Consider the following 17,434-nt stretch of genomic DNA (forward strand, 5'->3'; position numbering starts at 1 on the left):
TTTATGCTTCAGTATTATTGGTATTCAGTAGCATTTTGCAACACGCCTCGGTTAATCTGATCCTCTTCGATAGACTCAAAAAGTGCTTTGAAATTACCTTCACCAAAACCATCATCGCCTTTGCGCTGGATAAATTCGAAAAAGATCGGGCCGATTACTGTCTTGGAGAAAATTTGGAGCAAAATTCTGGTCTCGCCGCCACCTACAACACCTTCACCATCAATTAAAATGCCCCGACTACGCAGTTTGTCGAGGGGCTCCTGGTGGCCTTTCACGCGCTCAAGCGACTTCTCATAATAGATGCTCGGCGGGCCAGGCATGAATTCGAGCCCCGCGTCGGCGATTAAGTCAGTACCGGTGTAGATGTCGTGCGTGGCAATGGCGATATGCTGAATGCCTTCGCCGTTATATTCACGCAAGTACTCTTCGATTTGACTGTGATCGTCGGAACTTTCGTTAATAGGGATACGAATTTTACCATCAGGAGATGTTAGCGCGCGGCTGGTAAGCCCTGTTACCTTACCTGTGATGTCAAAGTAGCGTATTTCACGGAAGTTAAAGGTGTCATGGTAGAATTTATACCAAGTGTCCATGTTGCCGCGAACAACGTTATGCGTAAGGTGATCCAAATAGTAAAAACCGAATCCTTTAGGGGTTGGATCTTCATCAGCTAACCATTCAAATTCATTTGAGTAACAGCTGCCTTTTTCATCGTAAGTATCAATAAAGTAAAGCAGCGAACCGCCAATTCCAATAACCGCAGGCGCATCGATTGACTTATTGCCGGTGAACTCTTCAGCACCTAATTCGACAGCACGTTTTAGCGCATGCTGAGCATCAACGACACGCCACGCCATCGCTGGCGCGCAGGGGCCGTGCGCCTCGATAAATGCTGATGCATGCGAGTTAGGTTCGCTGTTAATGAGGTAGTTGATGTCGCCTTGACGGTAAACGATGATCGACTTGTTACGATGCTTTGCAACGGGAACGAATCCCATTTGCTGAAATAGACTCGCTAGCTTTTCCGGCTCGGGATGTGCAAATTCAACGAACTCGAAGCCGTCTGTGCCCGCTGGATTTGTGTCATTTATAGTTGCTTTGGGTGCGTTATGAGGAAAAGGGCCCATTGCTGTCTCTCCTTTTTTATTTAGTTGTGTGACAGAGTCAGTATAGGCAAGAGGGGGTACAATTAGGTTGCAAACTCAATGACTATAGTGCTAAATGGCGCACAAAATGTGCGTAATAGGATGTTTTAATGCATGGCATTTCATTGGATCGCTATGATATTGCAATTTTGTCAGTGCTGCAGAAGAACTCAGCTCTTACCAATTCAGAATTGGGAGAACGTGTTAGCCTGTCTCCTTCTCAGTGCTCCCGACGCAAAACACGGTTAGAAGCCGAAGGTGTGATTAAGGGGTACTCGGCCAGACTCGATGCTACCAGCCTCGGGTTTGGGTTACGTGCAATTACCAGAGTTAATCTCAAGGCTCATGGTGAGAGCAAGGATGATGATTTTGTGACATTACTGACCAAGCACGCCATGGTGCGTGAGGCCTATTCTGTCTCGGGAGATGCAGACTATGTATTGCACATTATCGCCAAACACCTCACTGAGTTTTCGGACTTTATTCACCACCATTTGTTGCCTCATCCTAATGTCACCCAAGTTCGCTCTGAAATAATACTGCGGAGTATGAAAGAGGAGCAGGGGTTGCCGGTGAACGGTGGCTAGATTCTGTCTAAAAAGTCATAAATGTTACGCTATTCCCGTTCAATGAACAGGAGGCGATATGACAGGCCGTTAGGCATCGTGTTAATTTTCATCGACGCGCTGGGCCTAACGACGCTTCATATAGGTACTCAGTGGCCATGGTTACTGGCCCTGCTGATGTTGATCACCGTGGTGGGAGAGCTCGCAAGCCCGAGGTTGCGTCACCTGGCGTCATGAAATCATAACAGGTATAAGTGCGTCGTTAACACTTTGATAGAGTGACTAACATCCAAGCGCTTTCATCCATCGGATTATGGCGCTTTACATTAGGGCGAGCAGAAGTGGCGGGAAGAGACGTTACCTTTAACGGCTTGCTATCTGGTGGTTTTGCAATGTGCGATTACGCCTAGCTTGGCGTAGGCGCGTTTGCGGTAGGCTTTCGCGATCAAAAAAGCGGCAAACGCTATTGGCTGCCTAGCCCGCGCGGACATGGAAGGACGCTCAGTAGCTGGTTTTGACTATGAAGAGTGCGGCTCTGTAGAGGCTTCTGATGCTGGCTCGGTTTCCGAGCGAGGATCTAAGACGAAGCGATCTACCCGCCGCTGTACTTTGCCGAGCAGCTCCGTAAGCAGCAACTGCTCGCCGGGACTTAGCTCTTCTATATAAGTAGCATTGCGGGCCTGCGAAGTGACGGCGGCGCGGCTAAACAGCAGCCTGCCCTCTTCTGTAAGCGTTAGCCAAGCGCGCCGGGAGTCTTGAGGATCGGCCTTTCGGGCAATGAGACCGCGTTTTAATAAGCTCTGACTGGCACGGCTAATCCAGCCTTTGTCGATACGTGTGCGACGCGCTATCCCCATCACTGAGGAGTGTCCTGTCTCTCCAATGCTAGCTAATACCTGCCATTCGCTCAGGGCTAGACCGAACTCTTCATCGATAGAAACAGCGGCAATCTTGTTCATCGAGTTGGTAAGGTGGGTCAGCCGAAAGCTGAGGAGTTCGTCGAGACTGAAGAACGGATTGTCGGAAGGAGCAGTCATGAGGCTAGCACTCTAGTGATCGTGATGTTGCCTACTCTACTGAAGCTAGGGGCTCCCCGCCAAACATGTGATTCCCCCCGGTCTCCTCATTGGACATCTCAACAGCCCAATGGTAGTACCTGCGCTTTAACGCAACGATCTCGGGGGAATTGGCGCACACCAATAGCGCTTAGTGGAAAAAGCGCACGTATAAATAGCCTAACGAGAAGACCGATAGGGTAGTAATGGCCAGTAGGCTCCAGGCATTAATTAACCGCGATGGGCGCAGCTCCACCGGCACCGTTGATCCGTTAGCGGTGAAATGGTTGAGGGTCGCGAGAATGGGGCTAATTAGAAAGGCAACCACCATCACGAAATCCATGAATATGCGGAAACTACCCATTAGGGTATAGAGAATCAGTATCGCTAGCAGCGATAACCCCACCATGGAGAGTAGAAAGGGGAGACTGCCTTCAACCTTGCGGGGCTCTTCTTTCATATCCACAGGGCGGGTGATGGCGTAGTAAGAGGCCGTAATCATGCGTGGAAAGCCGTCTAGCACGGTAAGCAACGTCGTCAGCATGACGGTGAAGGCAGAAATACCTACCACCACGCCGCTCCACTCGCCTAGGGTCGATGTGTAAAGACCAATCACCTGACTGGCAAAGCCAACGGCACCGTCAGCGGGGGTGATCCCCTGGCTGTGCATCACCCCCGCGCCCATGATCACAAAGCAGGCCGCAAGAATCGCAGCGCCGATATAGCCGATATCGAAGTCGACTTTTTCGGCAGCGGTATCGCTGCGTTCCCCGCGAGTCTTGTTGCGCGCCTCTGACCACAGCGAGTTCATGATTGCCAGCGTAATATCGGAGGGCATCAGACCGAGTACCGCCACCAAGGTGATCAACGTAGTGGCGCTGAATAGCGGTGAGGCAGCGGTGGCTGGATATAAACTCCACTCTACCAGTGGCAGGGCCGCAAGTGTCGCTAGCAGCGTGGTGAGGCTGAGGATGACGATAAAAACCTTATTTACCCAGTCCAGCAGCTTATAGCCACCACTATAGGTGAGTAGGCAGCAGGCAATGATCAGTATCACGGCAATCGCTTGAGCGCTGAGGCTGAGTGACAGAATACTGCTAGCCAAGCCCGCTGTGGTAATGGCGATGGCGGCGATAATGATCGCCAGTACCGGTAGTTGCACCAGGGCGAATAGTGCCACCACTGTTTTGCCGAATGTCTGACGGTACCCTTCAATCAACGATTTACCCGTGACACTGACATAGAAAGGGCCAAAGAAGAAAGAGGGATACTTGATCAGGATGGCCAGCAGAATAAAGCCAAGTAAGCCAATGCCATACTCTGCGCCAGCACGGGTCGACTGCACGACATGAGAGGTGCCGATGGCGGCGCCGGCAAACAGGAACCCAGGCCCTAGAGCCGCTATGTACTTGGAGTAGGCAGGGGAGGGCGCAAGTGAAGCTTGAGATTTCATGATCTGCTCCTTTGTTTGATTTGTATGAAGCTAGTATTTGTTTCATGTTGTCCAGTCAACATGATACGGTAATAGTCTTTCTTTTCTTAACATTGTGTCAAGTTGTATGTTCTTTTACTCAAATGCTTGGTCGTGAAACGCCAAGTATACGTTTTTTTTTAATCATATTTCATTGATTTATAATAATTTTATAGAATTGTTGTACTTTAGTATAAAGTGAAACGTAAAAGTTTTTTTCACTAAAACAATCGCTGGGTGTTTTTCCATAAAAACACTAAGAGGCTTCATTTTTCTATTTCATGGGCGTATAAAGTTGTCCAGACAACTATTATTCGCCGCTGGAATCACTTCAGGGCGACCTTGATGTATTTGCTGGAGCCCACAATGGTTGCTACTTCTAGTGCCAATGTCACACCTGGCTTTCTACGCACCTTGGCGACTTACTTACCCACTGAGGGTTTGATTCTCGATGAGGCGGGCCGGCGCGCCTATGAGTGTGATGCACTCACTCTGTTTCGTTGCTTGCCCAGGGTTGTCGCGATTCCCGAGAGCATTGACCAAGTTCAAGCGGTACTGCGCCTCTGCCATGTTAATCGAGTGCCGGTGGTGGCTCGAGGCGCTGGCACTGGGCTCTCCGGTGGTGCTATGCCGCATGCTGAAGGAGTGTTACTTAACCTTTCTCGGCTGGATGCGACGCTGGAAATCGATCCTGTACGTCGACTGGCTCGGGTTAGCGCTGGGGTAAGAAATTTGGATATCTCAAAGGCGGCCGAACCCTATGGACTCTACTTTGCCCCCGATCCTTCCTCCCAGGTAGCGAGCACGCTAGGCGGTAACATTGCTGAAAATGCGGGGGGGGTGCACTGCCTGAAGTACGGGTTAACCGTCAATAATGTCGTTGCAGTTACCTTGGTGACCATTGAAGGGGAGCGACTGAGCATTGGCACACCTCAGGGCGAAGCACCGGGGTTCGATCTGCTGGCCCTTATCCATGGTTCTGAAGGGATGTTGGGAGTGGTCGTAGAGGCTTGGGTCGAGCTGCTTCCCCTGCCTCAGGATAAGCAGGTGCTCCTTGCTGGCTTTGCCGAGGTGACTGATTGTGCCGATGCGGTAGCGGCCATCATCGCGGCTGGCGTCGTACCGGCGGGCTTGGAGCTTATGGATCGAGCGGCTGTTATCGCGGTTGAAGAGATGGTTCAGCAGGGGTGGCCTTGTGACCTGGGCGCTCTCCTGATTTGCGAGCTTGATGGCAGTGAAGCCGAAGTGATCGACCAAAGTAAGCAAGTGATAAACCTTCTCCGCTGCCACGGCGTCGATTACCTGGAGAGCGCTACCGACGTAGCTGAGCAGGCGCGCATCTGGTCGGTACGCAAGGCTGCTTTTCCAGCGATTGCGCGTCTTGCTCCAGACACCTTAGTCATGGACGGCAGTGTCCCCCGGCGTCGATTGGCGGCGGTGCTGACGCGGATCATTGCATTGGCCGAAGCCGAGGGGCTGCGAGTATTCAACACCTTCCACGCCGGTGACGGCAATATTCACCCTGTCATCCTTTTCGATAGCCGAATTGAGGGGGAACTGACAAGGGCCGAAGACCTAGGCCATGCAATCCTCAAGCTATGTGTCGAAGAGGGCGGCAGTATTACCGGTGAGCATGGGGTAGGCGCCGAGAAGATAGATGCCATGTGCAGCCAGTTCACCGCAGTCGAACTGCGCCAATTCGAGGCCATGAAGCTGGCCTTCGATCCCCACGGGCTGCTCAACCCCGGCAAACAGTTTCCCACCCTAAACCGTTGTGCTGAGTTGGGTCAGCTGCATGTTCGGCATGGACATTTTCCGCACCCCGAACTGCCGCGTTTCTAGTCAGGAGAGTGCTATGCAGAATCAGGATCTGAGCCGAGAGCTGAGCGCACAGGTCGCAGAGGCGCACCGGTTGAGCGACCCGTTGCGTCTAGTGGGGGCTAACACCAAGGCTTGGTATGGACGATCAGTAGCCGGAAGGCCGCTGGAGCTGACGGGCCACCGTGGTCTCGTGGATTATCAGCCCAGCGAGCTTGTCGTGCGGGTGCGTGGTGGTACACGCCTAAAGGAGCTGCAGGGGCTACTGGCTAGTGAGGGGCAGTGGCTCGCCTGTGACCCACCCTTTGCTAGTGATGGGGCCACGGTCGCTGGCGCCGTGGCAGCGGGTATGGCTGGTCCTGGGCGTCCTTATGTTGGCAGCATGCGAGATGCTGTGCTTGGGATCACCTTGCTCAATGGTTGCGGCGAAATTGTGCGCCTAGGGGGCGCGGTGATGAAAAATGTCGCTGGTTTCGATGGCTTCCGTCTGATGGTGGGGGCCCTTGGTTCACTGGGAGTGATTCTTGAGGTCTGTCTCAAGGTGGCACCTCGCCCCGAGCACTGGCGCAGCTTGGCCCTAGAGCGGCCTTTAGAAGCGTTACCTGAATTTGCGGAAACACACTGGCGACGGGGGGTGCCGATTGTGGGTGCTAGCCATGATGGCAAGCAGCTTCATCTGCGTTTGGCGGGCAGTGAATCTGCGGTAGAGAAGGGGGTGGCGTCCCTGGGCGGCGAGGATAGCGATGACTACTGGCCAGCTCTACGGGATCAGCGTCTGCCCTTTTTCAGTGCTCATGGAGCGCCACTTTGGCGGCTATTACTGCCACTGGGAAAAAGGCCCAAGCTGTCTGGTGAGTATCTTGCGGATTGGGGGGGACGTCAGTGGTGGCTGCGCAGTGAGGCACCTGCGGCAGTCATTTTTGCCGAGGTGGAGCGTCTTAGAGGGCAAGCTAGCCGTTGGTGTGGGGGTGACACCTCCTCACCCGCCTTCTCCCCTCTTGACGCTCCACTTCTAGGACTACAGAGGCGCTTGAAAGCAGCCTTCGATCCTCGGGGCATCTTTAACCCTGGCATTCACTATCCTGCACTTTAGGAAGCTTCTTAATGCAAACCCAGTTAGCCGATAACGTTGCCAACACCCGCCGCGGCGAGGAAGCCGAGGCTATTCTACGTCAATGCACTCACTGCGGCTTTTGCTTGCCTGCTTGTCCCACCTATAGGCTACTCGGTGAAGAGCGGGACAGTCCTCGAGGGCGCATCTATCAAATCAAGCAGGTGTTAGAGGGAGCGCCCGCGACCCCAGCGTTGGGCTTGCATCTAGACCGTTGCCTCACCTGCCGAGCCTGCGAGACGGCATGCCCGGTAGACGTGCCCTACCACCGTCTGGCCGATTTAGGGAGAGAGATTGTCGCCGAGCAGGCGCCGCCAAGGGTGTCCTCCCGAATGGTGCGCTGGTGGCTGCGACAGCTACTCCCCAGGCGTCGTCTATTCGCCGCTTTGTTTGGCTTGGGGAGGCTGATGCGCCCGCTGATGACGGCTACGCTGGCTGCCAAGGTGCCAGCCCGTGAAGCGAAAAGCGAATGGCCTCGCAGGCGTGGCCAACGCCGTCAAGTGCTGGTCATGACGGGCTGCGTGCAGCCGACGCTGTCGCCGGGGCTCGATCCTTATTTGGCTACACTGCTGAGTGATCTCGGTATCGACGCCGAGCCGCTGCCCGGCTGCTGTGGTGCTGTGGATCAGCATCTAGGCGCCCCACATGCCGCTCGACAGCGGTTACGCCTTCTAGTGGATCTTTGCTGGCCAGCGGTAGAGAGCGGTGCAGAAGCGATATTGGTCAGCGCGAGCGGATGTGGTGCTCAACTTAAGGAAGTCGGGGTCTTACTGTCTGAAGATCCGCGCTACGCAGAGAAAGCAAGCCAGGTAGCGGCGCGCGTTAAAGACCCGCTGGAGCTGCTTGAGGGAGAGTGTAGCCGACTGTGCCCAGCGCTGGGCGTGCCCCACAGCATCGCCTTTCAATCACCCTGTTCATTGCAACATGGTCAGCGTTTGGGTGGACGGGTTGAGAAGCTGCTTTCGATGCTGGGCTTCGTGTTAACGCCAGTGGTCGACGCGAGCCTTTGCTGTGGTTCTGCAGGCACTTATTCCCTGCTGCAGCCCGATTTGGCGACTCAGCTCAGGGAGAACAAACTGAGCCATCTTCTGGCCGGGCAGCCCGAGTGGATTGTCACTGCCAATATCGGCTGTCAGGTTCATCTGGCATCGGTCAGCCCGCTACCTGTGCGCCACTGGATCGAACTACTGGCGGTTGCTCCTGCGAATAATCAAACCTAGTTGGCCGCGCGCCCCCATGACGGTGCATCTGTTGCCGTTATTGGCCGAGGCTAATCGAGGCGCCGACCATGCGATCGATCAAACCAACACGGCGCGATTGCCAAGCCGTGTTGCTGCTATCCCGACTCAGCCAATCGGGATAGCCGTTTCTTCTTTGATATTACGTAGCACGAAGTTGGAGTTGACCTGGGAAATGCCCTCCAGGGTGAAGAGTTTTTCATTCAGAAACCGGTCATAAGCGGCCATGTCTTCGATCACCACGCGCAGCACGAAGTCGGCGTTGCCGGTGGTGGCATAGCACTGCAGTACCTCTGGGTATTGCAGAATGCGTTTTTCGAACTCCACGGTATTGTCGATGTGATGGCGAACCAGCGTCACCATGACCAGTGCCGATAGTGACTGGCCCACTAGGCTGGGCTCCACCAGCGCAGCAAAGCGGCGAATCACACCACTCTCTTCCAGGGTCTTTACACGTCGCCAGCAGGCGGCGGGGGATAGCCCGATCTGTTCGGCGAGTTCATTGTTGGTCATGCGCCCCTGCTGCTGAAGCAGGGTAAGGATACGCTGATCATGCCTGTCCAAGCTGCTCTCTTTGCTCACTTCTTTCATAGGGCTATTTCATTTTTTTATGATTTGCTGAATATCATTGCGTAAAAGCGATAAAAAAGAAATAAATTATTAATAACCAAGCTTTTGAAGGGTGAATTAGCAAGCACTTTTAGTGCGCTCTTGGCTAGACTCAAGCGTATTACAACCATAACTCTTCAACCGTACTGGTGAACGCTCATGACAACTCCCTCAATCGCTGAACAGGTAGGCACTACCGCTCAGCCTGTCAATATTGCCCTCGATGATTATCAGTTAGCTGACCGCTATAGCCGTGGAGAAGGTCGTATCTTTCTCACCGGCACCCAGGCGCTGGTGCGCATCGCCTTGCGCCAGGCCGAACTTGATCGCCGTGATGGCCGTCGCACGGCGGGGTTGATTAGCGGCTATCGCGGATCGCCTTTAGGGGGCGTTGACCAGGAGATTTGGCGGGCGAAAGACGCGATAAAAGAGCACCACATCGATTTTGTTCCGGCGATCAATGAAGACCTGGCCGCCACCATGATGCTGGGTTGCCAGCAAGTCGAGACAGACCCGGATAAGCAAGTAGAGGGTGTGTTTGGTATGTGGTACGGCAAGGGGCCAGGTGTCGACCGCGCAGGGGATGCTTTAAAGCACGGTAATGCCTACGGTAGCTCGCCCACGGGGGGGGTGCTGGTGGTGGCGGGCGATGACCACGGCTGTGTCTCCTCCTCTATGCCGCATCAGTCTGATGTCGCCTTTATGGCGTGGTTTATGCCGGTGTTAAGCCCTGCGTCATTGGCAGAGTATGAGCGCTTTGGGCTATGGGGCTACGCACTGTCACGCTTCTCTGGTTGCTGGGTGGGGTTCAAAGCGGTTTCTGAGACCGTAGAGAGTGGCGCTTCGGTGGACGTACCCCCCTTGCCTGAGTATGTAATACCGGATTTCGACATGCCGGAAGGCGGGCTACACTACCGCTGGCCTGATTTGCCCGGGCCGCAGCTTGAGACCCGCATCGAGCACAAGCTGGCCGCGGTGCAGGCGTTTGCCACGGCCAACCCGATCGATCAGTACCTATATCGCCAGCAGCAGGCGACGTTTGGGCTGGTGACCACAGGCAAGGGGCACCTGGACTTGCTTGAGGCGCTGCGTTTGTTGGGGCTGGATGAAGCGAAGCTGCGCGATCTCGGGATAGAAATATATAAGGTTGGCATGGTGTGGCCACTCCATCGCCCCGGCATCCTTGAGTTTATTCATGGCAAGCGTGAAGTGCTGGTCATTGAAGAGAAGCGCGGGATTATCGAAAGCCAGTTGAAGGAGTACATGTCGGAACCCGACCATCCCGGCGAGGTTATCGTGACCGGCAAGCAGGATGAAACCGGCAAACCGCTGATCCCCTATGTCGGAGAGCTGAGCCCGCGCCTGTTGGCAGGCTTCGTGGCAGAGCGTCTGGCGCGCTTTTTCGCAATGGATTTTAGCGACAAGCTGGCCACCGTCGATGCTTGCCGAGCGGGCGTCAAGGAGCTTGGTGGTGTGCGTCGGATGCCCTACTTCTGCTCCGGCTGCCCGCATAATAGCTCGACCAAGGTGCCTGAAGGTAGCAAGGCGCTAGCGGGTATCGGCTGCCATTTTATGGCCTCGTGGATGGATCGTAGCACGGAGTCGTTAATCCAGATGGGGGGCGAAGGTGTTAACTGGGTAGGCAAGAGTCGCTTTACCGGCAACGGCCATATTTTCCAGAACTTGGGCGAGGGTACCTGGTTTCATTCCGGCTCAATGGCGGTGCGCCAGGCGGTGGCGGCGAAGGTCAATATTACCTATAAGATTCTGTTCAATGATGCTGTCGCCATGACGGGCGGTCAGCCGGTGGATGGGCAAATCAACGTGCCCATGATTGCCCGGCAGTCGCTGGATGAAGGTGTGCGCCGGGTGATGGTGGTCAGTGACGAGCCCGAAAAATACCGTGGCCATGAGAAGGAGTTTCCCAAGCAGGTTACCTTCCATGGGCGTGACGAGATGGATGCGCTGCAGCGTGAACTGCGCGACATTCCTGGCTGCACGGTGTTGATCTATGACCAGGCCTGCGCGGCTGAGAAGCGTCGTCGTCGTAAGCGCGGGTTGATGGAAGACCCCGCCCGCCGGGTGTTTATCAACCACCATGTTTGCGAAGGCTGTGGTGATTGCTCGGTACAGTCCAACTGTTTATCGGTGGTGCCGCGTGAGACCGAACTAGGCCGTAAGCGCAAGATCGATCAATCCTCCTGTAACAAGGATATGTCCTGTGTGAGTGGTTTTTGCCCCAGCTTTGTCACTGTGGAAGGGGGCGAGCTACGTAAAGGGCAAGGCGTTGCGGCGGATAATGCCTTTTGGCAACGTATTGCACATTTGCCGAACCCTGCGCTCGCACCGCTGACAGCCCCTTATGACCTTCTGGTGGGGGGCGTTGGCGGCACGGGCGTGGTGACCGTCGGGCAACTGATCACCATGGCTGCACATCTGGAAGGCAAGGGCTCCAGCGTGCTCGATTTCATGGGGTTTGCGCAAAAAGGCGGGGCGGTACTCAGTTACGTGCGCTTGGCAGCGCAGCCCAGCGAGCTTAATCAGGTGCGTATCGAAGCGGGCCAGGCCGATGCTGTCATTGCCTGTGACATGGTCGTGGCGAGTTCGCAGAAAGCCCTCAATGTGCTGCAGCCCACCACCCGTATTGTTGCCAATCTGGCGGAGCTAGCTACCGCCGATTACGTGCTATATCGCGATGCGGATATGCAGCCCGGTAAACGCCTTAATATGTTGCGTGAAGCGGTAGGTGATGAACGCTTTGCTTCGCTGGATGCGAATCGTCTGGCTGAGCAACTGCTAGGGGATACGGTATTCTCCAATATGATGATGCTAGGGTTTGCCTGGCAGCAAGGGTTGGTGCCGCTCTCTGAACCTGCGCTGCAGCGTGCCCTGGAGCTCAACGGTGTGGCCGTGGAAAAGAATCGGCAAGCATTTGCCTGGGGGCGCCTGGCGGCGGTGGAGCCCGACTACCTCCAGCAACACCTGGATACGATGCCACTCCCAACCAATGCCACGCTGGACGAAGTGGTCGCCCGTCATCGTCGTCACCTGGAGCGCTATCAGAACCGTGCTTGGGCTGAGCGTTACGTGGTCCAAGTAACGAAAGTACGTGAAGCAGAAACAGCGCTAAACGGTGGCCAATCATTGAGTGAGGCCGTCGCCCACCAGCTCTATCGTTTGATGGCGTATAAAGATGAGTATGAAGTGGCAAGGCTTTATACCCAGAGCGATTTTCTGGAGGAGGTCAAAGCAACGTTCGCGGGGGATTACCAGTTAACCTTCCACTTGGCGCCGCCACTTATCGGTGGTCGTAAAGATGCTCAGGGGCGCCCGGTGAAGCGCCGCTTCGGCCCTTGGATGCTGAAGGCAATGGGCGCCTTGGCAAAGATGCGCGGTCTGCGCAATACGGCCCTTGATCCTTTCCGCTTCAGTGCCGATCGCAAGCTCGATCGTGCCTTACTGGCTGACTATGAGCAGCTGATTGAGGAGTTAGTGGCGCGCCTTGATGACACGAATCATGCGACTGCCTTGGCGCTAGCCAAGTTGCCGGAAGAGATTCGTGGTTTCGGGCCAGTGCGTGAGGCTGCCGCCGAGAAAGCCAATGAGCGCCGCGAGAAGTTACTGGTGGAGCTACGCGAAGGGCGCTCGAAGACCATCGCTGTCGAAGCCGCTTGAGTTGACGTTGATAACGACGAGCAGGCCACGCAATGCGTGGCCTGCTGCTATGGCTCTATGCGCTTGTTTAGCAATGTTCTTGTTTAGGTATGCGCTTGTTTAGCAATGCGCCAGTGTAGCGCGAGTTCTGAGTATCGATAGCGCTGAGTACCGATACCTCTATACAGCAAGATGCTTTTTCAGCAGACGTTCATACAGGGTCTGCTTAACGGGCTTTCTCAAAGGACTTTGCTCAAAGGGCTTTGCTTAAAAGGCTTTGCTCAAAATACTAGGCTTCGGGGCGGCGGCGTACCAGTAGCCAGTGGCTTATCAGGGCGAGTAGCCCCATCAATCCTATCGTCAAGGCCATGGTGCGCGAGCTGCCGTCGTGGAGTTGCCCGACTAACCCGCCCATAATGGCGGCACTTGTCATTTGCAGGAAACCAAACAAGGAGGAGGCGGCGCCTGCACACTGAGGGTTGGGCGCCAGAGCACCGGCCATTGTTTGAGGCATCAGCAGACCTATCCCCAGCATGAAGAGCATATGAGGCCCCACCACCGCCCAGGGGAAGTGGATAGTGGCCACCGCCAAACCGGCCATTGCTACGCCACCTGTTGCGCAGACCATGGTGCCCAGCGTGATAAGGCGGTCACGACCCAGACGGTGGCTGTATCGGCCGCTGATCAGCGTCCCGAAAAAGAAGCCCCGATAATCAGCGTGAACATCACACCATAAAGGGTGGGGCGCCCCCCATATACTCAATCAGCACAAAGGACGAGCCGGAAAGGTAGGCAAAAAGCCCGGAAAAAGCGGTAGCATTAACCAAGGTGTAGCCAATAAAGGCACGCTGACTCAGCAGCAGGCGAAAGTTTGCCAGTATCGTGCTCGGGTGGATCGATTGCCGCTGCGCCTTCGCCAGCGGTTCGGGCAGCATCAGGGTCAGCACGGCCAGCATCACCGCCGCGTAGAGCGCAAGCACCACGAACACCGACTCCCAGCCAAAAAAAGCAGTAGCCTTGCGCCCACAACGGGGGCTAACGCAGGGGCAAGCGCCATGGTGCTGGCCATATAGGAGAGGATACGCCCAGCCTCGATGGGGCCATGAATATCGCGTACGCTGCCCTTGCTAAGACTGGGCCGGCAGCGCCGCCGAAGGCCTGTAGAAAGCGGCCGACCAGCAACCACTCGATCTAGGTGCCCAGGCGCAGAGTATGCTGGCAGCGAGAAACAGCGATAAGCCGGCGATCATCACCGGGCTGCGGCCAACGTGATCAGAGATTGGGCCACACAGCAGTTGGGCCAGAGCAAAGCCAGCCATATAGAGGCTAAGGGTTAGCTGGATTCGGTCTGGGCCAGTATGGAGTGCCTCTGCCATGGCTGGCATGGCCGGTAAATACATATCCGTCGCTAGTGGGCCGAGCGCTGTCAACGCTGCCAGGGCAACGACGGCGGCGGTAGAGGGTAGCTTTAGCACCCCTTAACTCCTTATGGTTGGATGTATTGCCCTGCGGACGTGCTACGGGCGCCTTCCCGGTGGAGAGGCGCCCGCTTATCAGTAGTCTGCTCAGTATGCCTTGTTTTTATCGGGGTTGGCTGGCGTCAGGCTGCGCCTCCGGTGCTGCCTTTGCGAAGGCGGGCAGCAGACGGCAGTTGGCAACGATACGTTGGATCGTCGGATAGGCCGATAAGTCGCACTCGAAGCGTTGCGCGTTATACACCTGGGGGACTAGACATATATCCGCCAACGTAGGGGTGTCGCCATAGCAAAAATCTCCGTTGCTGAGGTTAGCGAGCATCGCCTCTACAGCGGTGAAACCCTCACCAATCCAGTGGTGGTACCAGGCCAGTTTGGCGGCTTCATCCGCGCCCAGCTCGCCGACAAGATACTTGAGTACCTTCAGGTTGTTGAGTGGGTGAATTTCGCAAGCGATTAGCTGCGCAAGCGCGCGAACCTGGGCGCGCCCTAAGGCGTCAACCGGCAGCAGCGCGGGCTCGGGATGCACCTCATTGAGGTATTCGCAGACCGCCAGCGACTGGTTGATCACGGAGCTATCGTCCAGCACCAGGCTAGGCACCAGCCCCTGAGGGTTGCGCGCCAGATGTTCACCATCACGCTGCTCGCCTTGCACCAGGTTAACCGGGATCTGGTCGTAATCGAGCCCCTTAAGGTTTAAGGCAATACGCACCCGGTAAGCCGCCGACGAGCGGAAGTAGCCGTAAAGCGTCGTCATATTGCCTTCCTTTATTTGGGCGAGTACGGCACTACTTGCTGATCGATCGTACCAAATATGTTGTTGCCATCGCGGTCAAACATCTCGATGCGAACGCGGTCGCCAAAGCGCATAAAGGGCGTTTTTACCTGGCCGTACAGGATCTGCTCGACCATGCGGACTTCGGCCAAACAGCTATAACCCACGCCGCCGTCAGCGACGGGCTTTCCTGGGCCGCCGTCGGGGTCTGGGTTGGAAACAGTGCCTGAGCCAATGACAACGCCCGCGCCGAGATAGCGGGTTCTAGCGGCATGGGCAACCAGCTGTGGAAAGTTAAAAATCATATCTGGTCCAGCTTCTGGCTCGCCAAATTTCTCGCCATTCAAGTGCACGGTTAGTGGCAGGTGCACTTTACCATCCTGCCAAGCATCGCCCAGTTCATCTGGGGTGACCGCGATGGGCGAGAAAGAGGAGGCGGGCTTAGCCTGGAAAAAGCCGAATCCTTTGGCGAGTTCACCGGGAATCAGGCCACGCAGACTCACATCGTTGACCAGCATCACTAGCTTGATGTGCTTACCCGCTTCCTCGGCGGTTACCGCCATGGGCACGTCATCCGTAATGACTGCGATCTCACCTTCAAAGTCGATGCCATGCTCTTCACTCACCGCCTCGATATCGTCGGTGGGTGCCAGGAAGCAGTCGCTACCGCCCTGATACATGAGCGGGTCTGTCCAGAAGGTTTCAGGCATTTCGGCATTACGCGCCTGGCGTACCAACTGGACATGGTTCAGATAGGCGGAGCCGTCGGCCCACTGATAGGCACGCGGTAAAGGGGAGTGCAGCGCACTCTGATTAAGCTCAAAAGTGTTTTCAGCATCGCCCCGGTTAAGCTGAGCAGAGCGCTCTTCAAGCCGAGGGCTAAGCGCCTCCCAGTTCTCGATGGCAGCCTGAAGGGTGGGCGCAATATCAACGGCGCTCACCGCGCGGGAGAGGTCACGCGAGACGATGATGAGTTCTCCGTCACGCTCCTTCTTTAGTGTGGCAAGTTTCATAGTGATTCAATCCTTGTGGTCAGGGGGTGTAGAGGGTTCAGGGCTGACTTGGGTTGAAGTGGGAGCGCAGCGTCGACCAAACATCCACATAATTACGTTGACGGAAGTCAGCATTCAGGGCCGCAGGGGTCGGGTGAAAGAGGTAGCGGCTTTCAAACATAAAGGCCAGCGTATCGCCGATGAAGTGGGGCTTAAGCTCAGCCTTGGAGGCTTTTTCAAAGGTCTCCGCATCGGGGCCATGGGGCGACATTGAGTTATGTAGACTGGCGCCGCCAGGGGTGAAGCCTTCGGCTTTTGCGTCGTACTCGCCGTGTATCAGCCCCATAAACTCACTCATTAGATTGCGATGGAACCAGGGGGGCCTAAAGGTGTTCTCGGCAACCATCCAGCGTGGTGGGAAGATCACAAAATCGAGATTCGCCACTCCCGGTGTATCGGAGGGTGACGTCAGTACGGTGAAGATTGACGGATCCGGATGATCGAAGCTAACCGTATTGATGGTGTTAAAGTTGGCGAGATTATATTTATAAGGGGCACAGTTTCCGTGCCATGCCACCACATCTAACGGTGAATGGTTGAGTTTTGTCTCCCAGAAACGCCCCGAGAACTTAGCGACTAAGCGGTAGTCGCCCTCCAGGTCTTCATAGGCCGCCACGGGGCTTTGGAAGTCACGCGGGTTAGCTAAGCCGTTAGCACCAATAGGGCCGAGGCCGGGCAGCTCTAACGGACTGCCGTAGTTCTCGCAAAGGTACCCACGCGCGGCATCAGCACCCTGAGCTCTACGCACTTGGAATTTTACCCCGCGCGGAATGACCGCAATTTCACCGTTATCGACCTCAATGTCACCAAATTCGGTGCGCAGACGAATGGCGCCCATTTGTGGCACGAAGAGCAGTTCTCCATCAGCGTTGTAGAAAAAACGCTCGGTCATGTCCTGATTAAAGGTGTAGACATGCACGCCTACGCCCGCTTGGGTGGCGGCATCACCGTTCACCGTAATGGTAAACAAGCCATCGATAAAGTCAGTCGGTGCATTAGGCAATGGAACGGGGTCCCAGCGCATTTGATTGGGGTCAGCCGCGGGCTTGTCTAATGGGGCGGTGTGCACGTTGCGATTTTCGAGTGGCAGATACGCGCTTTGCACGACGGAGGGGCGAATGCGGTAAAGCCAGCTGCGAAAATTTTGATGACGCGGTGCGGTAAATGCAGAACCGGTTAGTTGTTCCGCGTATAAACCGTAAGCGCACTGCTGAGGTGAGTTTTGCCCCACCGGCAGTGCACCCGGCAGCGCTTCGGTTGAAAAGTGATTATGAAAGCCATGTTGATAGTGCAGTTGTTCAGTCATTTTTAAGACCTGCTTTATTTGAACGTATGTTGATAAATGACGGCGTCTGCTTATTGCCCACTAACCCAGGATGAGAAGCGAGCTTCTGGCTCAAGATGCCTACGGTGCTTGCCAGCTACATGTTAGGGATAATAGTTTCTAGTGAAACTAAAAGTCTAG

The 17,434-nt window shown here is 55.3% G+C and carries 15 protein-coding genes; 5 read left to right on the forward strand and 10 right to left on the reverse strand.

Annotated features, from left to right (window positions below; all coding sequences use genetic code 11):
• Positions 1-14 precede the first annotated feature (14 nt).
• Positions 15-1,127, reverse strand: a complete 1,113-nt coding sequence (gene hppD / locus MQW23_RS11645) for a 4-hydroxyphenylpyruvate dioxygenase (RefSeq protein ID WP_252108260.1) — start codon at positions 1,125-1,127, stop codon at positions 15-17.
• 128 nt (positions 1,128-1,255) lie between these two features.
• Between hppD and MQW23_RS11650 the strand changes: the two genes are divergently transcribed.
• Positions 1,256-1,732 (forward strand): Lrp/AsnC family transcriptional regulator, encoded by a 477-nt coding sequence (locus MQW23_RS11650; protein WP_252108261.1) that lies wholly within the window; start codon positions 1,256-1,258, stop codon positions 1,730-1,732.
• Between the two features lie 497 nt (positions 1,733-2,229).
• Here MQW23_RS11650 and MQW23_RS11660 read toward each other — a convergent pair whose 3' ends face one another.
• The gene (locus MQW23_RS11660; RefSeq protein WP_252108262.1) at positions 2,230-2,748 is read right to left on the reverse strand and encodes a MarR family winged helix-turn-helix transcriptional regulator; all 519 of its coding nucleotides are present in this window, start codon (positions 2,746-2,748) and stop codon (positions 2,230-2,232) included.
• A 169-nt stretch (positions 2,749-2,917) separates the two neighbouring features.
• On the reverse strand, positions 2,918-4,219 hold the full coding sequence (locus MQW23_RS11665) for an NRAMP family divalent metal transporter (RefSeq protein ID WP_252108263.1): 1,302 nt from the start codon (positions 4,217-4,219) through the stop codon (positions 2,918-2,920).
• Between the two features lie 255 nt (positions 4,220-4,474).
• Between MQW23_RS11665 and MQW23_RS11670 the strand changes: the two genes are divergently transcribed.
• The 3 genes from MQW23_RS11670 to glcF are packed head-to-tail and all read left to right on the forward strand — an operon-like array spanning position 4,475 to position 8,386.
• Positions 4,475-6,079: an FAD-linked oxidase C-terminal domain-containing protein gene (locus tag MQW23_RS11670; RefSeq protein WP_252108264.1), complete on the forward strand. Its 1,605-nt coding sequence runs from the start codon at positions 4,475-4,477 to the stop codon at positions 6,077-6,079.
• 13 nt (positions 6,080-6,092) lie between these two features.
• Positions 6,093-7,148: a glycolate oxidase subunit GlcE gene (glcE, locus tag MQW23_RS19535; RefSeq protein ID WP_353653844.1), complete on the forward strand. Its 1,056-nt coding sequence runs from the start codon at positions 6,093-6,095 to the stop codon at positions 7,146-7,148.
• Positions 7,149-7,159: 11 nt separating this feature from the next.
• A complete protein-coding gene (gene glcF, locus MQW23_RS11675) occupies positions 7,160-8,386 on the forward strand; it encodes a glycolate oxidase subunit GlcF (protein WP_252108265.1) in 1,227 nt (408 codons plus the stop codon).
• Positions 8,387-8,512: 126 nt separating this feature from the next.
• Here the strand turns inward: glcF and MQW23_RS11680 are convergent, their stop codons facing one another.
• Positions 8,513-8,968, reverse strand: a complete 456-nt coding sequence (locus tag MQW23_RS11680) for an Lrp/AsnC family transcriptional regulator (protein WP_252108266.1) — start codon at positions 8,966-8,968, stop codon at positions 8,513-8,515.
• A gap of 204 nt (positions 8,969-9,172) precedes the next feature.
• On the opposite strand from MQW23_RS11680, the gene MQW23_RS11685 reads away from it, so the two are divergent.
• Positions 9,173-12,688 (forward strand): indolepyruvate ferredoxin oxidoreductase family protein, encoded by a 3,516-nt coding sequence (locus MQW23_RS11685; protein WP_252108267.1) that lies wholly within the window; start codon positions 9,173-9,175, stop codon positions 12,686-12,688.
• Between the two features lie 268 nt (positions 12,689-12,956).
• On the opposite strand, the gene MQW23_RS11690 is transcribed toward MQW23_RS11685, so the two are convergent.
• The 6 genes from MQW23_RS11690 to hmgA all read right to left on the reverse strand — a co-directional run bounded on the left by MQW23_RS11690 (position 12,957) and on the right by hmgA (position 17,275).
• Complete coding sequence (locus MQW23_RS11690) at positions 12,957-13,268, reverse strand: MFS transporter (RefSeq protein WP_252108268.1); 312 nt, start codon at positions 13,266-13,268, stop codon at positions 12,957-12,959.
• 124 nt (positions 13,269-13,392) lie between these two features.
• Positions 13,393-13,650, reverse strand: a complete 258-nt coding sequence (locus tag MQW23_RS11695) for a hypothetical protein (RefSeq protein WP_252108269.1) — start codon at positions 13,648-13,650, stop codon at positions 13,393-13,395.
• Between the two features lie 144 nt (positions 13,651-13,794).
• Positions 13,795-14,067, reverse strand: a complete 273-nt coding sequence (locus MQW23_RS11700) for an MFS transporter (protein ID WP_353653847.1) — start codon at positions 14,065-14,067, stop codon at positions 13,795-13,797.
• A gap of 181 nt (positions 14,068-14,248) precedes the next feature.
• Positions 14,249-14,899 carry a maleylacetoacetate isomerase gene (gene maiA, locus MQW23_RS11705; RefSeq protein WP_252108270.1) on the reverse strand — a complete coding sequence of 217 codons (651 nt, stop codon included), beginning with the start codon at positions 14,897-14,899 and terminating at the stop codon, positions 14,249-14,251.
• Between the two features lie 11 nt (positions 14,900-14,910).
• Positions 14,911-15,930 carry a fumarylacetoacetate hydrolase family protein gene (locus tag MQW23_RS11710; RefSeq protein ID WP_252108271.1) on the reverse strand — a complete coding sequence of 340 codons (1,020 nt, stop codon included), beginning with the start codon at positions 15,928-15,930 and terminating at the stop codon, positions 14,911-14,913.
• A gap of 37 nt (positions 15,931-15,967) precedes the next feature.
• Positions 15,968-17,275: a homogentisate 1,2-dioxygenase gene (gene hmgA, locus MQW23_RS11715; RefSeq protein WP_252108272.1), complete on the reverse strand. Its 1,308-nt coding sequence runs from the start codon at positions 17,273-17,275 to the stop codon at positions 15,968-15,970.
• Positions 17,276-17,434 lie beyond the last annotated feature (159 nt).

This window comes from Halomonas sp. S3-1-1 (genome assembly GCF_023757625.1).
Lineage (GTDB): Bacteria > Pseudomonadota > Gammaproteobacteria > Pseudomonadales > Halomonadaceae > Vreelandella.